Below are 21,666 nucleotides of genomic sequence, written 5' to 3'. Positions count from 1 at the left end.
GTTGGGGCCACCACCTCAATCGCGAGCAAGCTGCTCCCACAGGCATACTCCCAGTGGATTATTTCCCACAGGGTGATTTGTGATGAGTTGGATTGATGTACAGCCTTGAAGACCTGCTCCATCTGATGAACCGTCTGCGCGACCCGCAGTACGGGTGCCCGTGGGACATCAAGCAGACCTACGCGACCATCGTCCCCCATACCCTGGAAGAAGCCTACGAAGTGGCCGATGCCATTGAGCGTGGCGACTTCGATCACTTGCAGGGTGAGCTGGGCGACCTGTTGTTTCAGGTGGTGTATTACAGCCAGTTGGCGCGGGAGGAAAACCGCTTCGAATTCGCCGGCGTGGTCGATAGCATCACCCGCAAGCTGATCCGCCGCCATCCCCATGTATTTCCTACCGGTGACCTCTACGCGCCCGTGGACATCCCGCGCCTGAGCGAAGAACAGGTCAAGCAGCGCTGGGAAGAAATCAAGGCCGAGGAGCGGGCCGAGAAGGCCTCGGCACCGGAGCAGCTGTCGTTGCTTGACGATGTACCCGTTGCCTTGCCGGCGTTGTCCCGCTCGGCGAAGTTGCAAAAACGTGCGGCTCAGGTCGGTTTCGACTGGCCAGGCCCGTTGCCGGTGCTCGACAAGGTCCGGGAGGAGCTGGACGAAGTCCTCGAAGCGATGGCTGACAACGATTCGGTGGCCATCAGCGATGAGATCGGCGACCTGCTGTTCAGCGTAGTGAACCTGGCCCGGCACCTGAAAATCGACCCGGAAACGGCCCTGCGTGACGCCAATGGGAAATTCGAGCGACGTTTCCGATTTATCGAACAGGCATTGCGCGACACCCACCGTCCCATGGAAGATTGCACCCTCGAAGAGTTGGACGCCTTATGGGGCGAAGCCAAACGTCAGGAAAAGAATTTGCCCAGCTGTGGCTGAGGCTGTTGCCTAAGTGAGTAAGCACCATGAGCCTTTCCCTTCGCGACCAGTTGCTCAAAGCAGGGCTGGTCAACCAAAAGCAGGCCAAGCAGGTCGGCAAAGAGAAACAGAAACAGCAGCGCCTGGCCCATAAGGGCCAGATCGAACTGGATGACTCCCAGCAGCGCGCCGCCCAAGAGGCCATGGCCGAGAAGGTCAAGCGCGATCAGGAACTCAACCGTCAGCAGCAGGAAAAAGCCGAGCAGAAAGCCCGGGCCGCGCAGATCAAGCAATTGATCGAAGTCTCGCGTTTGCCGAAGCTGACCACTGAGGATTATTACAACTTTGTCGACGACAAGAAGGTCAAGCGCATCTCGGTCAACACGCTGATGCGCAACAAGTTGAGCAGCGGCTCGCTGGCGATCGTCCATCATGCCGGCGGCTACGAAGTGATCCCGCGCGAAGCGGCCCTGAAGATCCAAGAGCGCGATCCCAAGCGCATCGTGCAGCTCAATACCCAGACCGAAGAAGTGGATGCTGATGATCCGTATGCGGCGTATCAGATCCCTGATGATTTGATGTGGTAAGGATGAACTGAACACTAAACTGTGGGAGCGAGCCTGCTCGCGATGGCGGTCTGTCAGCCAACATTGATGTCGCTGATCCACCGCTATCGCGAGCAGGCTCGCTCCCACAGAGATTCTTATCGTTCAGGATTCTGTCATTTCAGCCGAGCGCTGCCTTTCCTGGCATTCCAGCTCGGCTTTGTAGTTATGGGCATCCGTCTCGGAGTGGAACATCCCCACCAGCAGGTCCTGTTGGTGTACATCCCAGATGCGGATACCGGCGGCAATACCTTCGTGGGACATGTGAGCGTCATCGCGTTCAGTTACTTTCACAGTCATCTTGCAAGCTCCAATCTCTGTTATCTGCAGCAAGGCGTGTGCAGGACTTTGTTATAGATTTGGGTAGCCGGCTAAGTAAATGCCTGGGCCTGTTAAGAAAATTTCATGAAAAACTCAGCGATCCCGCAGGTCAGGCAATGCGCGGCATTCGGTCGCAGGGTGTTTTTCATGAAGAAGTTTTCATGTTTCGGGGGGGTGAAATGTCGGGCAGTCACCTTGTGGGAGCGAGCCTGCTCGCGATAACGGTGTATCAGTCAATACCGATGCCGGCTGACCTAGCGCTATCGCGAGCAGGCTCGCTCCCACCGATTCATCTTCCACAGGCTGACTTTGCGCGGGTGCAGTTTTAGTGTTCAGGAAATCCGCGCATAAAAAAGCCCCGCACTGGGCGGGGCTTCTCTTGATATCGGTGTGGATCAGCTGCCTTTGACAGCCTTGCCGTTGACCGTACCGTCCTGGAGCATGATGTTGTACTCCTTGCCGTCGGTCTCGACCTGTTGCAGGCGTACCAGCAGGTAATCCCAATCCTTGGCGAACCAGAGCACCGTGATGCGTTTGCTTTTTGTCGGGTCGCGCACGCGCTCGACCTTGATCGCGTCGATCTGGCCGGCTTTGGTATCGACCTTCTCCGGGCCCAGTACGCGGAAGTCGTAGGTGTCGATCTCGCCATCATCGACAACCTGATAACTCATGCTTTTCTTGCCGGCCGCCACGTCGTGCTGCAGGGCCAACTGATAAGTGGATTTATCGACCATGCCACGGTTGAGTGGCAGTTTGACCGGATCGCCGCGATCGGTGCCGGTGACCATCTTCGTGTTCCAGTCGAAATCCAGGTCGGCTTTCTTGGCCTTGCCCAAGCCGCCACGTTCAAAGTGGTAGGACTGTGGCAGCAGTGTGTCCTTGTCCAGGGTCAGGGTGCTTTCTTCCGTCAGGCTGGCGATCATCATCGAAGCCTTGAAGCTCAGCTTCCAGGTGCCGTTGGCCTCTTTGGTCAGGCTGCGCTCGGCGGTGCCGCTCATGGGCAGCTGTTTCCAGTCGGCGGTGTAGCTGGCGGAGAACGGTTGAAGGTCTGCGGCCTGTGCCAGGGGCAGGGCAAGCAGAGCGCAAGCGAAGAGCAGGGCGCGACGCATAAAATCTCCTAGTATCGAATCAAATGGCCGCTGGCGGCGAGCAACTGGCCGTCCAGTGAGGCACCGCGATCGTCGAGGGTCAGCCGGCCTTCGGCAAACCAACGCACGGCCATCGGGTAGATCTGGTGTTCCCGGGCGTGAACCCGTTGGGCCAGGCTTTGCGGCGTGTCGTGCAACTCTACCGGTATTACTGCCTGTACGACCAGTGGTCCGCCATCGAGTTCCTCGGTGACGAAGTGCACCGAGCAGCCATGCTCCGTGTCTCCGGCCTCCAGCGCGCGCTGGTGAGTGTGTAACCCTTTGTATTTGGGCAGCAGCGATGGATGGATATTGAACAGGCGGCCCTGGTAGTGACGCACGAAGCCGGCGCTGAGGATGCGCATGAAGCCGGCCAGGACCACCAGTTGCGGATTGAACGTGTCGATCTGTTCGATCAGCGCGGCATCGAAGGCTTCGCGGCCATCGAACGCTTTGTGATCCAGGACGCGGGTGTCGATACCCGCATCCCTGGCGCGTTGCAGGCCGTAGGCATCGGCGCGGTTGGAAATCACCGCGCGGATGCGGACCGGGCTATCGCCGGTCCGCGTGCTGTCGATCAGGGCCTGCAAGTTGCTGCCGGTGCCGGACAACAGCACCACGACATCACAGGTTGCAGACTTCTGTTCTTGCATCAGTGAGCCTTAAGGTTTTTCAGCTCGACCTGGGCAGCGCCTTCGGCGGCGGTACTGATCTGGCCGATGACCCAAGGTTGCTCGCCGGCTTCACGCAGTACATTCAGGGCCGTTTCAACGTGCTCCTGGGCCACGCAGATCACCATGCCTACGCCGCAGTTCAGCACGCGGTGCATTTCGGTTTCATCGACGTTGCCTTTCTCTTGCAGCCAGTCGAACACGGCCGGACGGGTCCAGCTCGCCACGTCAACCACCGCCTGGGCGCCTTTTGGCAGTACGCGCGGGATGTTGTCCAGCAGGCCGCCACCGGTGATGTGGGCCATGGCCTTGACGGCGCCGGTGTCCTTGATCAGCTTGAGCAGCGGCTTGACGTAGATGCGGGTCGGGGCCATCAGCAGGTCGGCCAGTGGCTTGCCGTCGAGCTGGGTGTTCTCGATGTCGGCACCCGAGACTTCGATGATCTTGCGGATCAGCGAGTAACCGTTGGAGTGCGGGCCGGACGATGGCAGGGCGAGCAGGGCATCGCCAGTGGCGACTTTCGAACCGTCGATGATTTCGGATTTTTCCACGACACCGACGCAGAAGCCGGCCAGGTCGTAGTCTTCGCCTTCGTACATGCCTGGCATTTCAGCGGTTTCGCCGCCGACCAGGGAGCAACCGGACAGCTCGCAGCCGGCGCCAATGCCGGTTACCACCTGGGCGGCGGTGTCGACGTTCAGTTTGCCGGTGGCGTAGTAGTCGAGGAAGAACAGCGGCTCGGCGCCGCACACCACCAGGTCGTTCACGCACATGGCCACCAGGTCGATGCCGATGCTGTCGTGCTTGTTCAGGTTCAGGGCCAGACGCAGCTTGGTGCCGACGCCGTCAGTGCCCGAAACCAGCACCGGTTGCTTGTAGCCGGCCGGGATCTCGCAGAGGGCGCCGAAACCGCCCAGGCCGCCCATGACTTCCGGGCGCGCAGTGCGCTTGGCGACGCTCTTGATGCGTTCGACCAATGCTTCACCGGCGTCGATGTCTACACCGGCGTCCTTGTAGCTCAGGGAGGGTTGCTTGCTCATGATCCAGGCCTTTAGGGGGGATTTCTGGGTAACGACCGACCGCCGGGGCCATTGAATAACCGTTGTACGAATTATTCCGGGTGCCCAGCCATTGCCGGTCTGCGAAGGCGCGCGATTTTATCAGGCTTGAGGGGCAGCGGCCATCCTCGCGCCGACGGGCAGGGACATATCCTTGGAAAAAAACCGATATTTCTCCTATTGGTGCTGCGCGATGCGTCTGTATAAGGTGTAGCGGTAACCGGCTATGGTTATGACAGTGCGAAACTTCCAGCGGGTGTGTGAATGTTTTGCCAGGTGCTGTGGTCACAGCCATGCTCAATTTTCTTCACACGGCCTGTTCCAGCCGTTATGTCCGGGAATCTTCCATGCGTTTTTTCAAACTCTTGTCTGTGGGCTGCCTGTCGTTGATCAGCGTGGCGAGCCATGCCGAAAACCTCAATAGCCTCTATCAGGTGCTCGAGCCGGTCAGCAGCCAGGCCCCGCAAGAGCGTGACCAGGCGACTTTGCGCGCCCTCGACACGCTGGTGCTGCGCCTGACCGGCGATGCCAAGGCCGCGCAGAATCCCGGTCTGGCGGCGATCCGCAAGGATCCCCAGCAGATCATTCTTCAATATGGTTACGACGCCGGGCCGCCGGAAAGCCTCAAGGTGGATTTCGATCCAGCGAGCACTGACCGGGCCTTGCGCTCGGCGGGCTTGTCGCTGTGGGGCGCGAATCGGCCTGCGATCCTGGGCTGGTGGCTGAACGACTCGGCTGAAGGTTCCAACCTGGTAGGCGATGGCCAGGGCAGTGCCGAGCCACTGCGCCGCGCCGCCCAGCACCGCGGCCTGCCGCTGCACCTGCCCCTGGCGGATTTGAGCGAGCAGATCGTTGCTACCGCACCAAACCTGGAAGGCAGTGATCCGGCCCCGCTGCGCGAGGCATCGCAGCGTTATGGTGCAGACGCCTTGCTGGCGGTCCATGCCAAGGAAGAGGGCGGCCAATGGCAGGCGACCTGGCGCTTGTGGCAGGGTGACCAGCGCGAGCAGGGCAATGCCCAGGGCGCCGACCCTGCCGCCCTGGCTGATGCGGTGATGCTGGCGGTGAGTCAACGCCTGGCGCCGCGTTTCGTTACCAAGCCGGGCGTGGCCACCGAGCAGCTGCTGGAAGTGCAGGGCATGAACCTGGAGCGTTATGCGGCGCTTGGGCGTTTGCTCGAGCCGTTCGGTGGGCAGTTGCAGCGGGTTGAAGGGGACCGGATCATTTATCGGGTCAACGGCAGCGCCGAACAGTTGAAAGCGCAATTGGCCCTGGCGAAACTGCAGGAAATTCCTGCTGGCGAAGCCGTCGCGCCAGTGCCTGTGGCCCAGCCAGCCGCTGATGGCTCCATTCCGGCCGCCGCGCCAGCGCCAGCGCCGACCGCCAACCTGCGGTTTCGCTGGTAGTTTTTCTTTCTTATATAGCTAGGAGTGGTTCATGGGCGATACGCGGCGTTGGTTCTGGTTGGGTGGGGTCGCCCTGCTGTTTGTGTTCATCTATTTGCTGCATCCGATCCTCACGCCGTTCCTGGTTGCGTTGCTCCTGGCCTATCTGTTCGACCCACTGGTAGATCGCCTGGAAAAACTCGGCTTGTCCAGGACCTGGGGCGTGGTGTCGGTGTTTGGGCTGATCATCTTGATTGTCATTGCTCTGATGCTGGTGCTGATACCGATGCTGGCCAAGCAACTGATGCGCCTGTACGAGCTGGCGCCGCAGATGCTCGACTGGTTACAGCACACTGCCGTGCCGTGGGTGCAGTCGAGGCTGGGGTTGGCTGAAGGCTTCTGGAAGTTCGACAAGGTCAAGGCGGCCATCAGCGAGCATATGGGCCAGACCTCTGACATCGTCGGTGTGGTGTTGAGCCAGGCCACAGCCTCGGGGCTGGCGTTGATCGGTTGGCTGGCGAACCTGGTGTTGATTCCGGTGGTGGCTTTTTATCTGCTTCGCGACTGGGACTTGATGATGGCCAAGATTCGCAGCCTGCTGCCACGCCATCGTGAAGAACGCATCATGACCCTGACCGGCGAATGCCATGAAGTGTTGGGGGCGTTTGTGCGAGGGCAATTGTTGGTGATGGTGGCGCTGGGCTTCATCTATGCGGCGGGATTGATGCTGGTGGGCCTGGAGCTGGGGCTATTGATCGGCTTGATCGCCGGGCTTGCGGCCATCGTGCCCTACATGGGCTTCGTCATCGGTATCGGCGCGGCGTTGATTGCCGGCTTGTTCCAGTTTGGCGGTGATCTGTACCCGATGGTCGGCATCGTGGCGGTGTTCATGGTCGGGCAAGCGCTGGAAGGCATGGTGCTGACACCGTTGCTGGTGGGTGATCGCATCGGCCTGCATCCAGTGGCGGTGATCTTTGCGATCCTGGCAGGGGGTGAGTTGTTCGGTTTTACCGGGGTCCTGCTGGCGCTGCCGGTGGCGGCGGTGATCATGGTGCTGGTGCGTCATATGCACGATCTGTACAAGGATTCAGACATCTACAGTGGCGTCGAAGACCCCGAGCTATAGCGCCAATGGCGGGCGCGGCGGTTGTCCCAGCGTCAGGGAAACCGTCGCTCCATCGTTCTGTCGCTGCAAACCTTTGATTTTGCTCGTGGTCCGGCGCATTGTGCGGTCCGCGTCACGGGTATAAACTTTGCGCACTTTACACAGAGGCCACTAACGGTTCTTTTGGAACTGTTCAGTCAGCATGAAACCGATTCAGCTGCCCCTAGGTGTGCGTCTGCGTGATGACGCCACCTTTATCAACTACTACCCAGGCGCCAATGCCGCTGCACTCGGCTATGTCGAGCGGCTTTGCGAAGCCGACGCCGGCTGGACCGAGAGCCTGATTTATCTGTGGGGCAAGGACGGGGTGGGGCGCACGCATCTGTTGCAGGCCGCTTGCCTGCGGTTCGAGCAATTGGGTGAGCCGGCGGTGTATCTGCCATTGGCCGAGTTGCTGGATCGCGGCGTGGAGATCCTCGACAATCTTGAACAGTACGAACTGGTCTGCCTGGATGATCTTCAGGCGGTGGCCGGCAAGGCTGATTGGGAAGAAGCGCTGTTTCACCTGTTCAACCGGTTACGCGACAGCGGCCGGCGTTTGCTGATTGCTGCATCGACGTCGCCGCGGGAGCTGCCGGTGAAGCTGGCCGATCTCAAGTCCCGTCTCACCCTGGCGCTGATTTTCCAGATGCGCCCGCTCTCCGATGAAGACAAGCTCCGTGCATTGCAGCTGCGCGCTTCCCGGCGTGGCCTGCACCTGACCGATGAGGTCGGGCACTTCATCCTTACCCGCGGCACCCGCAGCATGAGCGCGTTGTTCGAACTGCTCGAACGTCTCGACCAGGCGTCGCTTCAGGCCCAGCGCAAGCTGACCATCCCTTTTTTGAAAGAAACCCTTGGCTGGTAGAAGTCGCAGCAATAGTGGCTTATAGCCTGTTTCTACCACGGCACAGCCCGCGTCCCTTCTGGGCTGCAGGCTGCAGAGGGTTGAAAACGGTTGGGGCGCTTAGATGTAAACCTAAAACCGAGAAGTCACATTTGCATCGATTGAATTTGCAAATGAGCTTGATAGTGGGCATAGTCTCGCCATCTTTACAACTTCAGCCACGGTCGTGCCCATGCTAAGTCGCTTCGCACCCCTGGTGCCTCTCGCACTCGTTACCCTGTTGTTCGGTTGTGCTGCCCACTCTCCAGTGTCCCAGCAAGCGCAACAACCACAGGTTCAAAATTCCGTTACTGCCCAGTCTTCCTCTGTTGCACTTGAGGAAGAAATGGCCACCGACAAAGAGCTGGCAGACTTCGCCGGCAGCAAGCCTTATCAGCTTCCGGTGCTGGCTGACAGCATCCTGGAGCGGGGCATGTCCTTGATCGGTACCCGCTATCGTTTTGGCGGTTCCTCCGAGGCCGGCTTCGATTGCAGCGGTTTCATCGGGTATCTGTTTCGCGAAGAGGCTGGCATGAGCCTGCCGCGCTCCACTCGCGAAATGATCAACGTGAAGGCCCCGCTGGTTGCTCGTAACGAGCTTGAGCCGGGCGACCTGCTGTTCTTCGCGACCAACGGTCGTCGTGGTCGCGTCAGTCACGCCGGTATCTACCTGGGTGACAACCAGTTCATCCATTCCAGCAGCCGTCGCAGCGGTGGCGTGCGAATCGACAGCCTGGGCGACAGCTACTGGAGCAAGACCTTCATCGAAGCCAAGCGCGCACTCGCGATGGCACCGACCGTGGTCACTGCTCGCAAGTAAGCTCACAGTTTGTAAGGCAAACTTAAAGTCTTACTTGAAGTTTGCCTCATAGCCGCTAGAATCCATGATCATTGATTGATGGCAATCCGCCTGCGTACTCCGCAGGCGGCTTTGTTTTCATGCCCACGGCAGAAAAGCCGCATCCAGATCAGGATTGTTCTGCATATGTCGACGTCGGCCCGCCTCGCTCTCATGCTCCTTGCCGCGCTGCTCAGCGCTTGCGCCAGCCGTACTCCGCCACCTGCGCCAGCGCGGGCTCCGGTGGTATTCGCTCCCGCGCAAAGCTTTTCCCCGGTTGCCGAAGACGTGCTATTCCGGGCGCTGGGGTTGGTGGGGACACCCTATCGGTGGGGCGGCAATACGCCGGATTCAGGCTTTGATTGCAGTGGCCTGATCGGCTATGTGTATCGCGATGCGGCCGGTATCTCCCTGCCGCGTTCCACCCGCGAGATGATTGGTATGCGCGCCCCGAGTGTCGGTAAGGAGGCGTTGCAGACCGGTGATTTGATTTTCTTCGCCACCAACGGTGGCTCTCAGGTCAGCCATGCCGGGATCTATGTCGGGGAGGGGCGTTTCGTCCACGCGCCAGCGACCGGGGGTACGGTCAAGCTCGATAGCCTGTCCAAGGCTTATTGGCAGAAAGCCTATCTGAGTGCCAAGCGTGTGCTGCAACCGGCGCATCTGGCGCGTAATCCCTGACGATTCAAGTTCGCTTTTTGCGCCGGCTCAGCAGAGCTCTTGTGGCGAGAGAACAATCCCTCGCCACAGGTTCCAGTGTTCAGGTCAGCTTCTTCAGCGGTTATTTAGCCCAAACCCGCCAAATCTTGTTCCCCACATCATCTGCCACCAACAGCCCGCCCTGTTTGTCGATCACCACACCCACTGGTCGACCTTGGGCTTTTTCATCTGCATTCAGGAAACCGGTCAGCACATCCACCGGTTGCCCCACCGGCTTGCCGGCGTTGAAGGGTACGAAAATCACTTTATAGCCGCTGTGGGGTTTACGGTTCCATGAGCCGTGCTGCCCGATGAAAGCCCCTTCGGTAAACGGCGCTGGCAAGGTGCTGCCTTCGGCGAACGTCAGCCCCAGTGACGCGGTGTGTGGGCCGACGGCGTAATCCGGGGCGATGGCCTTGGCCACCAGTTCCGGTTTTTGTGGCTCGACCCGCTTATCGACGTGCTGCCCGTAATAGCTGTAGGGCCAGCCATAGAAGGCGCCGTCCTTGACTGAGGTGATGTAGTCCGGGACCAGGTCGCTGCCGATCTCATCGCGCTCATTCACCGCGGTCCATAGCGCGCCACTGCGCGGCTCCCAGGCCAGGCCGTTGGGGTTGCGCAGGCCCGAGGCGAAGATGCGGTGATTGCCGCTGGCACGGTCCACTTCCCAGATGGCCGCGCGGCCTTCCTCGGCCTCCATGCCGTTTTCCCCGACATTGCTGTTCGAACCGGTAGTGACGTACAGCTTGCTGCCGTCCTGGCTGGCGATCACGTTTTTGGTCCAGTGGTGATTGAGCGTGCCACCCGGCAGGTCGACGACCTTGGTCGGCTGCGCCTTGATTTGCGTATCGCCCTCTTTATAAGGGAAGCGAATCAGTCGGTCGGTGTCGGCCACGTACAGATCATTGCCCACCAGTGTCATGCCGAACGGTGAATTGAGGTTTTCCAGAAAGACCGTACGGGTTTCGGCGATGCCGTCATGATTGGCATCACGCAACAGGGTAATGCGATTGGGGCTGGGCACTCCCGCGCCGGCGCGGCCCATGACTTTCTCCATGACCCAGCCACGAATGCCTTTGGAGTCGTCCGGTTTGGGCGGTGCGTTGGTTTCTGCCACCAGCACGTCACCGTTGGGTAGCACGTAGAGCCAGCGTGGATGATCCAGCCCTTCGGCGAATGCGCCCACTTGCAGGCCCTGGGCCGGGGTAGGTTTGACGCCATCCGGCCAGCCGATAGCCTCGGCAATGTTGACGGTGGGGATCAGGGTCTTGTTCGGTTCCGGCAGTTTTGGCGAGGGGCCAGTGCCGTCGGAAACCTGCAGTGTGGAGGACTCGCCGCAAGCAACAAGCCCTGCGGCCAATGCGACGATCAGAAGGTGTGGTGGCTTGAGCATGCGGGCTTCCCTATGAGTGCATGGTGGTTATTCATAGAGAAGCTTAGACCCGCGATGGTTCAACCGGTCAGCCGTGGGCCTGCTTGAACAGCACGGCGATGCCCGGATGATACTGCCCGGCCTCATTGCGCAACTTGCGATAGGCATAAGGGAAGTACCAGGCCACGGCGCAGGTATTTTCCTTCTGCAGTTCATCGATCATGTCCTGCAGTTCTTCCGGCGTGGCGCTCTGCTGGGCCTTTTGCGGTGCGACGAACAGGCAGCCCAATCGCAGGTCACTGGAATAGCTGATACGTTTGGCGTCGCTGGTGATGTCGAGCAGCGGCTGGGTAAGATTGAGGTTCTTGACCTTCGGCCAGCGTTGAGTGGCCTGGATGAAAGCGCGCTCCTCGGTGCCGGCGATGAACAGATCGGCGCTGACGTTGCGTTCGCCTTCTTCATTCTGTTTGCGAGTGGGGGTGTTCTGCAGCGTGACCATCTCGGCCATCCAGGCTGCGGCCGAGAGCAAGCCAAGATTGGCTTTTTCATCGAACCAGTAAGGTGTGTCGTTATCGCCGCGCACGGCGTTGTAACGGTCGATACAGTCAAACCAGCGTTCCAGCACCGGGCGCAGGAATTCCAGTTTTGGATTGCTGATGATCATGCCTTGCATGCTTTTGCCCTCTTGTTATTGTGATATCGGGTCGTGATGCCTATTTGATATCACTTGCCGCAGCATGGCACAAGATTGGCGTCATTTTATTGATCAGGGCCAATGTCCGCTGTTGAACCTGTGCCGGCTTTAATTGACGCTCCACCCCCAACCCTCTAACCTTCGCGGCTTGTTTCAGGTGCTCTGTGACCGGGCGATCGTTGGGTCGACAGAGTGAAACAGGGAAGCCGGTGAGTGCATACGAACCCGGCGCTGCCCCCGCAACGGTAAATGAGTCAACGCTGCGCCTGGCACTACACAGGCCACCAGCCACTGTGTCCGTAGACATGGGAAGGCGCGCAGCCCGGCATCACGCCGCTCATGAGCCCGGAGACCGGCCTGATTCATCCAACGGCATCACGGTGGGCGATGCCAGGCTTGTTGCCGTCTTTTTTGTGCCCGCCCGCCGTTATCCAATCCCAACGGAGAGCTCCCATGACCCACACCCCCGATCGCGACGAACGCCACCTGGCGCGCATGCTGCGCAAGAAAGCCGTGATCGACGAGCGCATCGCCAACTCGCCCAACGAATGTGGCCTGCTGCTGGTGCTGACCGGCAACGGCAAGGGTAAGAGCAGTTCTGCGTTCGGCATGCTGGCCCGGTCCATGGGCCATGGCATGCAATGCGGCGTGGTGCAGTTCATCAAGGGGCGTAACAGCACCGGTGAAGAGCTGTTTTTCCGTCGCTTCCCGGAGCAGGTGCGCTTTCATGTCATGGGCGAAGGCTTCACTTGGGAAACCCAGGATCGCCAGCGCGACATCGCCGCGGCTGAAGCGGCCTGGGCAGTTTCGCGTCAATTGTTGAGCGACCCGTCCATAGGCCTGGTGGTGCTCGATGAACTCAACATTGCCCTCAAGCACGGTTACCTTGACCTGGACCAGGTGTTGAGCGACTTGCAGGCCCGTCCGCCGATGCAGCATGTGGTGGTGACCGGTCGCGGCGCCAAGCCGGAATTGATTGAACTGGCCGACACCGTCACCGAAATGGGCATGATCAAGCACGCGTTCCAAGCGGGTATCAAGGCGCAGAAGGGCGTCGAACTGTGAGCGATGTTCCCTTGGCGAGTCGTCACTGCCCGGCGGTGCTGATCGCCGCTCCTGCTTCCGGGCAGGGCAAAACCACGGTCACCGCCGCCCTGGCCCGCTTGCACCGTAAGCAGGGGCGCAGGGTGCGGGTCTTCAAGTGCGGGCCTGATTTCCTCGACCCGATGATCCTGGAGCGGGCCAGCGGCGCGCCGGTCTACCAACTGGACATGTGGATGGTCGGCGAGCAGGAGAGTCGTCGATTGTTGTGGGAAGCTGCTGCCGAAGCCGACTTGATTCTGATCGAAGGGGTGATGGGGCTGTTCGATGGCACGCCATCGAGTGCCGATCTGGCCCGGCACTTCGGCGTGCCGGTGCTGGCGGTGATCGATGGCACGGCCATGGCCCAGACCTTCGGTGCCCTGGCCCTGGGCCTGGCGCGGTATCAGCCGGACTTGCCTTTCGCCGGGGTACTGGCCAATCGGGTCGGCACCTTGCGTCATGCGCAGTTGCTCGAGGGCAGCCTGACCGAAGGCCTGCGCTGGTACGGCGCCCTGTCACGGGAAACCGGTATCGAGCTGCCAAGTCGCCACCTTGGGTTGGTCCAGGCCAGTGAATTGAATGATCTGGACCTGCGCCTCGACGCCGCCGCCGATGCCTTGGCTGGCAGTTGTGAAGTGGCGTTGCCGCCGGCTGTGGAGTTCGTCGCGCCAGCGGTGATTGCCGCGCAGCCGTGGCTGGAAGGTGTGCGCATCGCCGTGGCCCGGGATGAAGCGTTCGCCTTCACCTATGGCGCCAGCCTTGATTTGTTGCGAGCCATGGGCGCGCAACTGAGCTTCTTTTCACCTATTCATGACAGCGAACTGCCGGCGGCGGACAGCCTGTATCTGCCCGGTGGCTATCCGGAATTGCACCATGTTGCGCTGGCGCAAAACGCGCCGATGCTGGCGGCGATCCGCGCGCACCATCAAGCAGGCAAACCCTTGCTGGCTGAATGCGGCGGCATGCTTTATCTGTTGGACTCGTTGACGGATGTGGACGGCACCCGCGCCGAGCTGCTTGGGTTGCTGGCCGGTGACGCGCAGATGCAAAAGCGTCTGGCGGCCCTGGCGCTGCAATCGGTGGAGTTGCCGGAGGGCACTTTGCGCGGGCATACCTATCATCATTCCCTCACCAGCACCGGGCTGGAGCCGATTGCCCGAGGTCATAGTCCCAATGGCGGGCGTGGCGCGGAGGCGGTTTTCCGGCAGGGTCGGATGACGGCTTCCTATGTGCACTTCTATTTTCCGTCGAATCCAAGGGCGATTGCCGCGCTGTTTGCACCTGATCCTGAGGCCGCTATCGCAAACAGGCTCGCTCCCACCTCCGATCACCTGACCCCTGTGGGAGCGAGCCTGCTCGCGAAGCGGCCATGACAGACACCGCTTTCTCTCAGGCCGAACGCGATGCCGTCTACCGGGCCATCGCCGAACGCCGCGACATGCGCCACTTCACCGGCGGCACCGTTGAGCCAGCGTTGCTGCGTCGCCTTCTGGAAGCCGCGCATCAAGCCCCCAGTGTGGGTCTGATGCAGCCGTGGCGGTTCATTCGCATCAGCGACCGCGCCTTGCGTGGGCAAATCCGTCAACTGGTGGAACAGGAACGCATCCGCACCGCCGAGGCCCTGGGTGAGCGCAGCGATGAATTCATGAAGCTCAAGGTCGAAGGTCTCAACGACTGCGCCGAAGTGCTGGTGGCGGCGTTGATGGATGATCGCGAGCGCTATGTCTTCGGTCGACGAACCCTGCCGGAAATGGACCTGGCCTCGCTGTCTTGCGCGATCCAGAATCTGTGGCTGGCCTCTCGCGCCGAAGGGCTGGGGATGGGCTGGGTTTCGCTGTTCGAGCCCCAGGCCCTGGCCGAGCTGTTGGGCCTGCCCGCCGGCGCCAAACCGCTGGCAATATTGTGCCTGGGGCCGGTCGAGGGGTTTTACCCGGCACCGATGCTTGCCTTGGAAGGCTGGGCGCAGCCGCGTGCGCTGGATGAATTGCTCTACGAAAACCATTGGGGAGTAAGCCCATGAGTGTGGCGTTGCTCAGTGCTGCCGCGGTGGCGCTGGATGCGCTGTTGGGCGAACCCCGACGCTGGCATCCGCTGGTGGCGTTCGGTCGCTTTGCCGATCGTATCGAACAGCGTTTCAACTCCGGCGGGCGTGGCTGGCGCAGCCATGGCGTGACGGCGTGGATCATCGCCGTGGTGCCGTTGACCCTGCTCGCGACGGCGCTGTCCTGGGCGCCGTTGGTGGGCTGGCTGGTGGAAATCCTGGCACTGTACCTTGCCCTTGGCCTGCGCAGTCTCGGGGAGCATGTCGAGCCGGTAGCCCGGGCTCTGCGCGGTGGAGATCTGGACGAAGCGCGCCGGCGGGTCGGCTACTTGGTCAGTCGTGAAACCGCCGAACTGGATGAGACTGCCGTTGCCCGTGCCGCCACTGAGTCGGTGCTGGAGAACGGCAGCGACGCGGTATTCGCCGCGCTGTTCTGGTTCGCCGTCGCGGGCGCGCCCGGTGTGGTGTTGTACCGCCTGAGCAATACCCTCGACGCCATGTGGGGCTATCGCAACGAGCGCTTTGAGCGTTTCGGCTGGGCGGCGGCCAAGATCGATGATGGGCTCAACTACATTCCGGCGCGCCTGGTGGCGCTGACTTACGCCGTGCTTGGAAAAACCCGCCTGGCGCTCAAGTGCTGGCGCACCCAGGGCCCGACCTGGGACAGTCCCAATGCCGGGCCCGTGATGGCCGCCGGCGCGGGTGCGCTGGGGGTCGAACTGGGTGGCGCGGCGGTGTATCACGGCCAATTGCATCAACGTCCACCCTTGGGCGAAGGCGCGCCGGCGAACGCCGACGCCATTGATCGCGGCTGGCAACTGGTCCAGCGTGGCGTATGGTTGTGGTTGCTGATTCTCTGCCTGGGAGCTGAGTTTTATGCTTGAGCACGGTGGGCGCCTGCGCAACGCGGCCCGGCAATACGCGATTGCCGAGGCGCACTGGCTGGATCTGTCCAGCGGCCTGGCGCCCTGGCCGTTCGACGTGCCGGCGATTGCACCGCGGGCCTGGGCACGCCTGCCTGAGACCGATGACGGGTTGGAACAGGCCGCCTGCGATTATTACGGCGCCATGCATGTGCTGCCGGTGGCGGGTTCGCAGATGGCCATCCAACTCTTGCCGCGCCTGCGTCGGGCCGGCAAGGTCGGCGTCCTCTCACCCTGTTACGCCGAACACGCCGAAGCCTGGCGCCGCAGTGGTTACATCGTGCGTGAAGTGCTGGAGCCGGAGGTGGACTTCTTCCTCGACAGCCTTGACGTGCTGGTGGTGGTCAACCCCAACAACCCCACGGGCTTGCTGTTGAGCCCCGAGCGCTTGCTGGACTGGCATGCCCGATTGGCCCAGCGCGGTGGCTGGCTGGTGGTGGATGAGGCGTTCATGGATGTCACGCCACAACTGAGCCTGGCCGCCCATGCCCATCAGGTCGGATTGATCGTGCTGCGTTCGTTCGGCAAGTTTTTTGGCCTGGCCGGGGCTCGCCTGGGATTTGTATTGGCCGAGCGCCACTTGCTCAAGTTGCTCGCCGAACAAGTCGGGCCGTGGGCCGTCAGCGGGCCGACCCGGGTGGTGGGCCAGGCGTGCCTGCTGGACACCGACGCCCAGGCCCGCCAGCGCCAACGCTGCGAAGACACCAGTCAGCGCCTGGCGCTGACGCTCGAACGCCACGGCTTCAAGCCTCAGGGCGGCTGCGGGTTGTTCCAATGGCTGGTCACTGAGCACGCCCAGGCACTTTACGATTTCATGGCCCAGCGCGGCATTCTTCTGCGGTTGTTTACCCATACCAGCAGCCTGCGCTTCGGGTTGCCGGCCGATGACGGTGAATTCCTGCGCCTCGAGCAAGCTTTCGAGGCCTACGCCAAGGACATCCAATGACCACTGTAATGGTGCAGGGCACCACGTCCGATGCCGGCAAAAGCACTCTCGTTACGGCGTTGTGCCGCTGGGTCAGGCGTCAGGGGGTGAGCGTGGTGCCGTTCAAACCACAGAACATGGCACTCAACAGCGCGGTAACGGCCGATGGCGGTGAAATCGGCCGTGCCCAGGCCGTGCAGGCCCAGGCGGCCGGTCTCCAACCGCATACCGACATGAACCCGGTGCTGCTCAAGCCCAACAGCGACACCGGCGCCCAGGTCATTATCCATGGCCGCGCCGTCACCACCATGAATGCCGTGGCCTATCACGATTACAAAGCCATCGCGATGCAAGCGGTGCTGGCCTCCCACGAACGTTTGAGCGCGGCGTATCCGGTGGTGATGGTGGAGGGCGCGGGTTCCCCGGCGGAGATCAATCTGCGCGCCGGTGACATTGCCAACATGGGCTTTGCCGAGGCGGTGGACTGTCCGGTGCTGCTGATTGCCGATATCAATCGCGGCGGCGTCTTCGCCCACCTTGTGGGTACCCTGGAGCTGCTTTCGCCCAGCGAACAGGCGCGGGTCAAGGGCTTCATCATCAACCGTTTTCGCGGCGACATCGCCCTGCTGCAACCGGGCCTGGACTGGCTTGAGGCGCGCACCGGCAAACCGGTGATTGGCGTGTTGCCGTACGTGATGGACCTGCATCTGGAAGCCGAGGACGGTCTCGATCAACGGCAGTCCGACAAGGCCGAGCAGGTGCTCAAGGTAGTGGTGCCGGTATTGCCGCGCATCAGCAACCACACCGATTTCGATCCGCTGCGCCTGCATCCGCAGGTCGATCTGCAATTCATCGGCCCAGGCCAGCCCATTCCCGCAGCTGACTTGATCATCCTGCCGGGTTCAAAGAGCGTGCGCAGTGACCTGGCCTACCTGCGCGCCAACGGTTGGGAGACGGCCATCCATCGTCACCTGCGTTATGGAGGCAAGTTGCTAGGCATCTGCGGTGGTCTGCAGATGCTCGGCCAGCAGGTCCACGATCCGCTGGGGCTGGAAGGGGCCGCGGGCTCCAGCACCGGGCTGGGCTTGCTGGCTTTCGAAACGACCCTGGAACACGAGAAGCAGTTGCGCAATGTGCGCGGTCGACTGGCCCTGGAAGAGGCCGAGGTCAGCGGGTATGAAATCCATGCCGGTGTAACCTCAGGCCCGGCATTGGAAAACCCGGCGGTGCAGTTGGATGACGGGCGTTGTGATGGCGCCCAGAGTCTGGATGGACAGATTTTCGGCACCTATCTGCATGGGCTGTTCGAGTCAGCGGCGGCCAGCAGCGCCTTGCTGCGTTGGGCCGGGTTGCAGAATGTGCAGGCGGTGGACTACCACGGGTTGCGCGAGCGGGACATCGAGCGGTTGGCGGATCTGGTGGAGCGGCATTTGGATACCGGGCTGTTGCGTGAGCTGTGTGGGATCTAGGGTGGCTGCACTGGCCTCATCGCGAGCAGGCTCGCTCCCACAAGGGACTTGTATGCATCGCATAACCACTGTGGGGGCGAGCCTGTTCGCGATGAAGCCGGCAGCAACACCGCCAATTTGAAAGGTAAAAAACATGCTGCAACTGATCCTCGGCGGCGCCCGCTCCGGTAAGAGTCGCCTGGCCGAAAAGCTCGCCACAGACAGCCGATTGCCCGTTACCTACATCGCCACCAGCCAACCCCTGGACGGCGAGATGAACGAACGGGTCGCCCAACACCGCGCTCGCCGTCCGGCCGAATGGGCGCTGGTGGAGGAGCCGTTGGCCCTGGCGCGGGTGCTGCGCGATAACGCCGGTTCAGGGCAATGCCTGTTGGTGGATTGCCTGACCCTGTGGCTGACCAATCTGCTGATGCTCGACAACCTCGAGCAGTTGAACGCCGAGCGTGACGCTCTACTGGAATGCGTTGGCGCGCTGCCGGGCGAAATCATTTTTGTCAGCAACGAGACCGGAATGGGTGTCGTGCCGCTGGGCGAGTTGACTCGCCGTTATGTCGATGAAGCCGGTTGGCTGCATCAAGCTTTGGCCGAACGTTGCCAGCGCGTCGTGCTGACCGTTGCCGGCTTGCCCCTGACTCTCAAAGGTACTGCGTTATGAATCATCGCTGGTGGCTGGACCCGTGCAAGCCCCTCGACACCCAGGCCCTGGAGCAGGCCGCGGTTCGTCAGCAACAACTGACCAAACCGGCCGGTTCCCTGGGGCGACTCGAGGCAGTGGCGGTGCAACTGGCGGGTTTGCAAGGGCAGGTCAAGCCGAGCCTGGATCAACTCTGGATCGCAATTTTCGCAGGTGATCATGGTGTGGTGGCCGAAGGCGTATCGGCCTATCCCCAGGAAGTCACCGGGCAGATGCTCCTCAATTTCGTCAGCGGTGGCGCGGCGATCAGTGTATTGGCGCGGCAACTGGGCGCCTCGTTGGAAGTGGTTGACCTGGGCACTGTGACGCCTTCGCTGGCGCTACCCGGTGTGCGGCATCTGAACGTGGGGCCAGGTACCGCGAATTTCGTGCAGGGGCCGGCGATGACCGTGACCCAAGGCGAGCAGGCATTGCTGGCCGGACGTGACAGTGTGTTGCGTGCTGTCGCCGCCGGAACGCAGCTGTTCATCGGCGGCGAAATGGGCATCGGCAACACCACGGCGGCCAGTGCCCTGGCCTGTGCCTTGCTTGACTGCCCGGTGACTCACCTGGTCGGGCCGGGCACCGGGCTGGACGCCGCGGGTGTCAGCCGCAAGGCTCAAGTCATCGAGCGCGCCCTGGCGTTGCACGGTGCACAGCGTAACGATCCACTGCAAACACTGTTCAACCTGGGCGGGTTTGAAATCGCAGCGTTGGCTGGCGCGTATCTGGCCTGCGCCCAGCAGGGCGTTGCGGTGCTGGTGGATGGTTTCATCTGCAGCGTCGCAGCACTGGTGGCGGTGCGTCTCAATCCTCAATGCAGGCAATGGCTGTTGTTCGGCCATCGCGGTGCCGAGCCGGGGCATCGGCACGTTCTGGAAACCCTCGGCGCTGAGCCGCTCATTGACCTGGGCCTGCGCTTGGGTGAGGGCAGTGGTGCGGCGTTGGCGGTGCCGCTGTTGCGCCTGGCGTGTGATCTTCACGGGCAGATGGCGACGTTTGCCGAAGCGGCTGTGGCGGATCGCCCGGCATGACTTTGCACCTGGACCTGCTGCGCCACGGCGAGACCGAACTGGGCGGCGGGCTGCGTGGCAGCCTCGACGATGCCTTGACGGACAGGGGCTGGGAGCAGATGCGCGAGGCGGTCGCGGCGCGCGGGCCCTGGGATCGGCTGGTGAGTTCGCCGTTGCAGCGTTGCGCCCGTTTCACTGAGCAACTCGGCGTCCAGCTCGATGTGCCGGTGCACCTGGACAAGGGTCTGCAGGAGCTGCATTTCGGCGCCTGGGAAGGCTGCAGCGCGGCGGCGTTGATGGACACCGACGCCGAGGCGCTGGGCCGCTTTTGGACCGATCCCTACGCATTCACTCCGCCAGACGGCGAGCCGGTGCTGGAGTTTTCGAAGCGAGTCCTGGCGGCGGTTGAACGCCTGAGGACCGCGTATGCAGGGCAGCGCGTATTGCTGGTCAGCCATGGCGGGGTGATGCGCTTGCTGCTGGCGCGAGCCCGCGGTCTGCCTCGGGAGCAGTTGCTCAATGTAGAAGTGGCTCATGGCGCGCTGTTTTCTCTTCGGGTGTCGCCTGGTTCGGTGTTGAAGGAAGAGGGCTGAAGATGCTGGCGTTCTGGATCGCCTTGCAGTTCCTGAGCAGCCTGCCGGTTCGCTTGCCGGGCATGCCTGAGCCTGCGCAGTTGGGGCGTTCGTTGCTGTTTTATCCGCTCATAGGTCTGTTGTTCGGAGGCTTGTTGTGGGGGCTTGATGCCCTGTTGCTTGGCACGCCGCTGCTGCTCCATGGAGCCCTGTTGCTCACCGCTTGGGTGCTGCTTAGCGGCGGCCTGCACCTGGACGGGCTGGCCGACAGCGCGGATGCCTGGCTCGGCGGTTTTGGCGATCGCGAGCGTACGCTGCTGATCATGAAAGACCCCCGCAGCGGGCCGATTGCGGTGATTACGCTGGTGTTGGTGCTGCTGCTCAAATTCGCCGCATTGCTGGCGCTGATCGAGCAGCGACAAACCCTGGCATTGATCATCGTGCCGGTGTTGGGGCGTGGCGCGTTGCTGGGGTTGTTCCTGACCACCCCATACGTGCGTGCCGGCGGGTTAGGGCAGGCGCTCGCCGACCATCTGCCGCGCCACAGCGGCTGGCAGGTATTGCTGGCCTGTGCGCTGGGGGGCGTGCTGGTGGCGGGCTGGGTCGGGGTATCGGCGCTGGTCATCGCTCTAACGGTATTTATCGGGTTGCGCCAGATGATGTTGCGCAGGCTGGGAGGGTGTACCGGGGATACGGCAGGCGCCTTGCTGGAGCTGCTTGAAATGGTGGTGTTGGTGGGGCTGGTGCTGATCTGGAATTGAGCGCTACCTGTCTGGCTGGGGATTCAGTTTGAAATTTCCTGAATTAAAATTTGCATTCACTTAATCGCGGGTATATACACGCACTATGCTTGCCTCCCAATGTTTGTGCATCAACCTGCGTCGCGCTGCTCGGGGCGTCAGCAGGTATTACGACGGCGCCCTCGACGGCTTCGGGATCAACGTCGCCCAGTATTCCTTGCTGAGCAACCTGGCGCGCCTGGACCAACCGAGTATCTCTTCCCTGGCCGAGGCCATGGGCCTGGACCGCAGCACCCTGGGGCGCAACCTGCGGGTACTGGAAGGTGAGGGGCTGGTGGCGCTGGCCGAAGGTGAAGACTTGCGCAATCGCATTGTCGAACTCACTGAAGCCGGGCATGCCCGGCTGGCGGCGGCGTTGCCGGCCTGGGAAGCGGCGCAACAACGATTGATCGATAAGCTGGGCGCCGAAAAGCGCGCAACGTTGCTGGCCTTGCTGGATGAACTGGCGTGAAGCCGGTT

At 61.8% G+C, this 21,666-nt stretch carries 24 protein-coding genes and 1 riboswitch; of the genes, 18 read left to right on the top strand and 6 right to left on the bottom strand.

From position 1 onward, the window contains the following. Window positions 1-95 precede the first annotated feature (95 nt). Both mazG and AC3I65_RS19570 read left to right on the top strand, forming a co-directional pair. Window positions 96-929, top strand: a complete 834-nt coding sequence (gene mazG / locus AC3I65_RS19575; protein WP_047228730.1) for a nucleoside triphosphate pyrophosphohydrolase — start codon at window positions 96-98, stop codon at window positions 927-929. A gap of 26 nt (window positions 930-955) precedes the next feature. Then, window positions 956-1,495: a DUF2058 domain-containing protein gene (locus tag AC3I65_RS19570; RefSeq protein WP_030142404.1), complete on the top strand. Its 540-nt coding sequence runs from the start codon at window positions 956-958 to the stop codon at window positions 1,493-1,495. Between the two features lie 123 nt (window positions 1,496-1,618). On the opposite strand, the gene AC3I65_RS19565 is transcribed toward AC3I65_RS19570, so the two are convergent. The 4 genes from AC3I65_RS19565 to purM form a co-directional block, all read right to left on the bottom strand. Next, window positions 1,619-1,813 carry a hypothetical protein gene (locus AC3I65_RS19565; RefSeq protein ID WP_047228729.1) on the bottom strand — a complete coding sequence of 65 codons (195 nt, stop codon included), beginning with the start codon at window positions 1,811-1,813 and terminating at the stop codon, window positions 1,619-1,621. 416 nt (window positions 1,814-2,229) lie between these two features. Then, window positions 2,230-2,943 carry a DUF3108 domain-containing protein gene (locus AC3I65_RS19560; RefSeq protein WP_047228728.1) on the bottom strand — a complete coding sequence of 238 codons (714 nt, stop codon included), beginning with the start codon at window positions 2,941-2,943 and terminating at the stop codon, window positions 2,230-2,232. An 8-nt stretch (window positions 2,944-2,951) separates the two neighbouring features. Beyond that, the gene (gene purN, locus AC3I65_RS19555) at window positions 2,952-3,614 is read right to left on the bottom strand and encodes a phosphoribosylglycinamide formyltransferase (RefSeq protein WP_047228727.1); all 663 of its coding nucleotides are present in this window, start codon (window positions 3,612-3,614) and stop codon (window positions 2,952-2,954) included. Further along, entirely contained in the window at window positions 3,614-4,672 is a 1,059-nt protein-coding gene (gene purM / locus AC3I65_RS19550) for a phosphoribosylformylglycinamidine cyclo-ligase (RefSeq protein WP_092457205.1), read from the bottom strand. The genes purN and purM overlap by 1 nt, the downstream gene beginning before the upstream one ends. A 365-nt stretch (window positions 4,673-5,037) precedes the next feature. On the opposite strand from purM, the gene AC3I65_RS19545 reads away from it, so the two are divergent. From AC3I65_RS19545 to AC3I65_RS19525, 5 genes are all read left to right on the top strand, one after another. Continuing rightward, window positions 5,038-6,096, top strand: a complete 1,059-nt coding sequence (locus AC3I65_RS19545; RefSeq protein ID WP_160894103.1) for a DUF2066 domain-containing protein — start codon at window positions 5,038-5,040, stop codon at window positions 6,094-6,096. Window positions 6,097-6,127: 31 nt separating this feature from the next. After that, entirely contained in the window at window positions 6,128-7,201 is a 1,074-nt protein-coding gene (locus AC3I65_RS19540; protein ID WP_047228724.1) for an AI-2E family transporter, read from the top strand. A 181-nt stretch (window positions 7,202-7,382) separates the two neighbouring features. Continuing rightward, window positions 7,383-8,087, top strand: a complete 705-nt coding sequence (hda, locus tag AC3I65_RS19535) for a DnaA regulatory inactivator Hda (protein ID WP_003178999.1) — start codon at window positions 7,383-7,385, stop codon at window positions 8,085-8,087. 211 nt (window positions 8,088-8,298) lie between these two features. Next, on the top strand, window positions 8,299-8,925 hold the full coding sequence (locus AC3I65_RS19530; protein ID WP_047228723.1) for a C40 family peptidase: 627 nt from the start codon (window positions 8,299-8,301) through the stop codon (window positions 8,923-8,925). A gap of 165 nt (window positions 8,926-9,090) precedes the next feature. Next, window positions 9,091-9,624, top strand: a complete 534-nt coding sequence (locus tag AC3I65_RS19525) for a C40 family peptidase (RefSeq protein ID WP_488524086.1) — start codon at window positions 9,091-9,093, stop codon at window positions 9,622-9,624. 100 nt (window positions 9,625-9,724) lie between these two features. Here the strand turns inward: AC3I65_RS19525 and AC3I65_RS19520 are convergent, their stop codons facing one another. Next, window positions 9,725-11,035 (bottom strand): PQQ-dependent sugar dehydrogenase, encoded by a 1,311-nt coding sequence (locus AC3I65_RS19520; protein ID WP_419417398.1) that lies wholly within the window; start codon window positions 11,033-11,035, stop codon window positions 9,725-9,727. 67 nt (window positions 11,036-11,102) lie between these two features. Beyond that, window positions 11,103-11,687 carry a hypothetical protein gene (locus AC3I65_RS19515; protein ID WP_047228720.1) on the bottom strand — a complete coding sequence of 195 codons (585 nt, stop codon included), beginning with the start codon at window positions 11,685-11,687 and terminating at the stop codon, window positions 11,103-11,105. A gap of 159 nt (window positions 11,688-11,846) precedes the next feature. Further along, a riboswitch (cobalamin riboswitch) is annotated at window positions 11,847-12,083 on the top strand. Between the two features lie 78 nt (window positions 12,084-12,161). Between AC3I65_RS19515 and cobO the strand changes: the two genes are divergently transcribed. The 11 genes from cobO to AC3I65_RS19460 all read left to right on the top strand — a co-directional run bounded on the left by cobO (window position 12,162) and on the right by AC3I65_RS19460 (window position 21,658). Beyond that, window positions 12,162-12,773, top strand: a complete 612-nt coding sequence (gene cobO / locus AC3I65_RS19510) for a cob(I)yrinic acid a,c-diamide adenosyltransferase (RefSeq protein WP_047228719.1) — start codon at window positions 12,162-12,164, stop codon at window positions 12,771-12,773. Further along, window positions 12,770-14,164 carry a cobyrinic acid a,c-diamide synthase CobB gene (locus AC3I65_RS19505; protein ID WP_139049371.1) on the top strand — a complete coding sequence of 465 codons (1,395 nt, stop codon included), beginning with the start codon at window positions 12,770-12,772 and terminating at the stop codon, window positions 14,162-14,164. The genes cobO and AC3I65_RS19505 overlap by 4 nt, the downstream gene beginning before the upstream one ends. Beyond that, window positions 14,161-14,811 (top strand): 5,6-dimethylbenzimidazole synthase, encoded by a 651-nt coding sequence (gene bluB / locus AC3I65_RS19500; protein WP_139049372.1) that lies wholly within the window; start codon window positions 14,161-14,163, stop codon window positions 14,809-14,811. Before AC3I65_RS19505 ends, bluB begins: the two co-directional genes overlap by 4 nt. Next, complete coding sequence (cbiB, locus tag AC3I65_RS19495) at window positions 14,808-15,716, top strand: adenosylcobinamide-phosphate synthase CbiB (RefSeq protein WP_076383759.1); 909 nt, start codon at window positions 14,808-14,810, stop codon at window positions 15,714-15,716. Before bluB ends, cbiB begins: the two co-directional genes overlap by 4 nt. Then, complete coding sequence (gene cobD, locus AC3I65_RS19490; protein ID WP_047228715.1) at window positions 15,709-16,701, top strand: threonine-phosphate decarboxylase CobD; 993 nt, start codon at window positions 15,709-15,711, stop codon at window positions 16,699-16,701. The genes cbiB and cobD overlap by 8 nt, the downstream gene beginning before the upstream one ends. Further along, window positions 16,698-18,149, top strand: coding sequence for a cobyric acid synthase (locus tag AC3I65_RS19485; RefSeq protein ID WP_305466561.1), 1,452 nt, complete (start codon window positions 16,698-16,700; stop codon window positions 18,147-18,149). Before cobD ends, AC3I65_RS19485 begins: the two co-directional genes overlap by 4 nt. Before the next feature lie 133 nt (window positions 18,150-18,282). Continuing rightward, the gene (gene cobU / locus AC3I65_RS19480) at window positions 18,283-18,804 is read left to right on the top strand and encodes a bifunctional adenosylcobinamide kinase/adenosylcobinamide-phosphate guanylyltransferase (protein ID WP_047228713.1); all 522 of its coding nucleotides are present in this window, start codon (window positions 18,283-18,285) and stop codon (window positions 18,802-18,804) included. After that, entirely contained in the window at window positions 18,801-19,856 is a 1,056-nt protein-coding gene (cobT, locus tag AC3I65_RS19475) for a nicotinate-nucleotide--dimethylbenzimidazole phosphoribosyltransferase (protein WP_076383762.1), read from the top strand. The genes cobU and cobT overlap by 4 nt, the downstream gene beginning before the upstream one ends. Next, window positions 19,853-20,428: an alpha-ribazole phosphatase family protein gene (gene cobC / locus AC3I65_RS19470; RefSeq protein WP_305466559.1), complete on the top strand. Its 576-nt coding sequence runs from the start codon at window positions 19,853-19,855 to the stop codon at window positions 20,426-20,428. The genes cobT and cobC overlap by 4 nt, the downstream gene beginning before the upstream one ends. A gap of 2 nt (window positions 20,429-20,430) precedes the next feature. After that, window positions 20,431-21,168 carry an adenosylcobinamide-GDP ribazoletransferase gene (locus AC3I65_RS19465; protein ID WP_305466557.1) on the top strand — a complete coding sequence of 246 codons (738 nt, stop codon included), beginning with the start codon at window positions 20,431-20,433 and terminating at the stop codon, window positions 21,166-21,168. An 85-nt stretch (window positions 21,169-21,253) separates the two neighbouring features. Then, entirely contained in the window at window positions 21,254-21,658 is a 405-nt protein-coding gene (locus AC3I65_RS19460; RefSeq protein ID WP_047228709.1) for a MarR family winged helix-turn-helix transcriptional regulator, read from the top strand. Window positions 21,659-21,666: the final 8 nt, after the last annotated feature.

It is taken from the genome of Pseudomonas sp. N-1-13, assembly GCF_057787095.1.
This window is presented reverse-complemented; position numbering and strand designations above follow the sequence as displayed.